Origin of the sequence: Streptococcus sp. HMSC071D03 (assembly GCF_001812125.1) — a bacterium.
In the GTDB taxonomy this organism is placed as follows: Bacteria; Bacillota; Bacilli; order Lactobacillales; family Streptococcaceae; genus Streptococcus; species Streptococcus pseudopneumoniae_N.
In genome coordinates this window covers 35900-38508 of the sequence record NZ_KV807737.1, presented here as the reverse complement: position 1 = coordinate 38508, position 2609 = coordinate 35900, and the positions used below count along the sequence as shown (strand labels likewise).

Annotated in this window: 1 protein-coding gene and 1 pseudogene; both read left to right on the top strand. The window is 39.4% G+C overall.

Features of this window, described 5'->3' with window-relative positions:
• Positions 1 to 172 precede the first annotated feature (172 nt).
• Positions 173 to 307: a 50S ribosomal protein L34 gene (gene rpmH / locus HMPREF2837_RS04365; RefSeq protein WP_000831905.1), complete on the top strand. Its 135-nt coding sequence runs from the start codon at positions 173 to 175 to the stop codon at positions 305 to 307.
• A 248-nt stretch (positions 308 to 555) separates the two neighbouring features.
• Positions 556 to 2524, top strand: a pseudogene (locus HMPREF2837_RS04360) (peptide ABC transporter substrate-binding protein).
• Positions 2525 to 2609 lie beyond the last annotated feature (85 nt).

Below are 2609 nucleotides of genomic sequence, written 5' to 3'. Positions count from 1 at the left end.
GTCAGGAAAGTGGAAGTTACTTTGAGAAATTACCCCCTGCAAAAAAGCTGGAAACATTTGTCAGAGCTATTGACAAATGCGAAAGAATCAGATAGAATAGTAAAGTATGTTTAGTAACTGATCACTTTATAGCCGGCTAAACGAATACAAAATCTATGAGGAGGTATTCATCGTGAAACGTACTTATCAACCAAGTAAACTACGTCGTGCGCGCAAACACGGATTCCGTAACCGTATGTCAACTAAAAACGGTCGTCGCGTATTGGCAGCTCGTCGTCGTAAAGGACGCAAAGTTTTGGCTGCATAAACCAAACGAATTCAACAATGAAGTCAGTAGGAACTCGAGTCTACTGGCTTTTGTTTTGCCCTAAATGATGGCCTGCATTTACTTTCTATTTTTTCTATAATAGTGTATATAGGAGATTGAATTTATAACAGTACACTACAACTGCTAAAAATATTTCTAGAAATTAGTTTGACTTTCCTAATCTCTCTGTTCATATCTTATTTCAATCCACTATAATATTTCATATACTATATAAATGGAGAATATTTATGAAAAAATCAAAAGCTCTCTTACTAGGAGCTGGGCTTTTGAGTGCTAGCTTCTTGATGGTAGCTTGTAGCTCGACACAGTCAAATGCATCTGATAAAACCTACTCTTATGTATTTGCTAGCAATCCAGATACACTAGACTACATTACTTCGACACGTGGCTCGACGTCTAGCATTACGACAAACTTGATTGATGGTTTGTTGGAAAATGATAAGTATGGCAATCTGGTTCCTTCCATGGCTGAATCATGGACAGTATCAAAAGATGGTTTGACCTATACCTATAAAATCCGTCAAGGTGTCAAGTGGTATACCTCTGAAGGGGAAGAATATGCAGAGGTAACAGCTCATGACTTTGTGACAGGCCTCAAGTATGCGGCGGATAAAAAGGCAGAAAACTTGTACTTGGTGCAAGACTCTATCAAAGGTTTGGCGGACTATGTTGAGGGTCAATCATCAGACTTTGAAACTGTCGGTATCAAGGCAGTCGATGACTATACTCTCCAATATACTTTGAACAAGCCAGAGTCCTATTGGAATTCTAAGACAACAGGTGGAATTTTAAGTCCAGTTAGTTAATGAAGCCTTTTTGAAATCTAAGGGGGATGAATTTGGAAGTGTAACTCCATCTAGTATCCTGTCAAATGGGCCATACTTATTCAAATCATTCACATCAAAATCTTTGATTGAGTTTGAAAAGAATCCTAATTATTGGGACAAGGACAATGTGAAGATTGAGAAAGTAAAACTTTCCTTCTATGATGGCTCAGACCAAGATAGTTTGGCTAGAGGATTCTTGGAAGGCAACTATACAGACGGGCGTATCTTCCCAACAAGCTCTGTGTTTGATCAGTTGAAAAAAGGGAATGAAGATAAGATTACCTATACCCCTCAAAATGCTATAACCTTCTACTATCTCTTCAATGTCAATCGTCAAAGTTACAAGCAAACCATGAAACAGACGGACAAAGAAAAGACGGATTCTCGTCTAGCTATGCAAAATAAAGATTTCCGTCAGGCCATTAACTTTGCCTTTGACCGTCATGCCTATGCTGCCCAGACAAATGGAGAAGATGGGGCTGATCGAATCCTTAGAAATACAGTCACACCAAGTAACTTTGTTCAAATTGGTGGAAAAAACTTTGGAGATGCGGTCAATGAAAAGATGGTCAACTATGGTACAGAGTGGTCTAATATCAATCTGAATGATGCTCAAGCTGCTTTCTTGGATCCTGAAAAAGCCAAGGCTGAATTTGCCAAGACTAAAGATAGTTTGCAAGCAGAAGGCGTGACCTTCCCTATCCACTTGGATATGTTGGTTGATCAGACTGCTAAGTTGGATGTTCAGCAAGCAAGCTCCTTCAAGCAGACCGTTGAAGCGACGCTTGGTTCAGATAATGTGGTTATTGATATCATTCAATTGTCTCCAGATGAGAAAGACAATGCTACCTTCTTTGCGGATACCGCAGATCAAAAGGACTATGACATTGATATCTCAGGTTGGAGTGGAGATTTCTCATATCCGAAGACCTATCTTGATCTCTTGGATCCAGACTCTGGTTCTCAGTTGAAAAATCTTGGCTTGACTCCAGGAAAAGACAATGAAGTCAAAGAAAAACTTGGTCTAGCTACCTACAGGGAGTTGTTGGGTGCGGCAGATAATGAGAATGAAAATATGCAAACACGTTATGAAAAATTTGCTGAAGTTCAAGCTTGGTTGACAGATAGTGCTCTCTTCCTACCAGTTCAAAGTGGAGGGGCTAATCCTATCTTCCGTAAGACTGTTCCATTTACAGCGGCCTTCTCATTTGTTGGACACAAAGGAGATGCGGACAACTACAAATATGTTGAATTGCAAAAGGAACCTGTGACGGCTAAACAGTACCAAGAACTTTATGAAAAATGGCAAAAAGAAAAAGCTGAGTCAAATAAAAAATCCCAAGAAGATTTGGCTAACCACGTTCGATAGAAGAAGGTTATCAATAAAATTTTAATACTCTTCGAAAATCTCTTCAAACTGCGTCAACGTCGCCTTGCCGTAGGTATGGTTACTG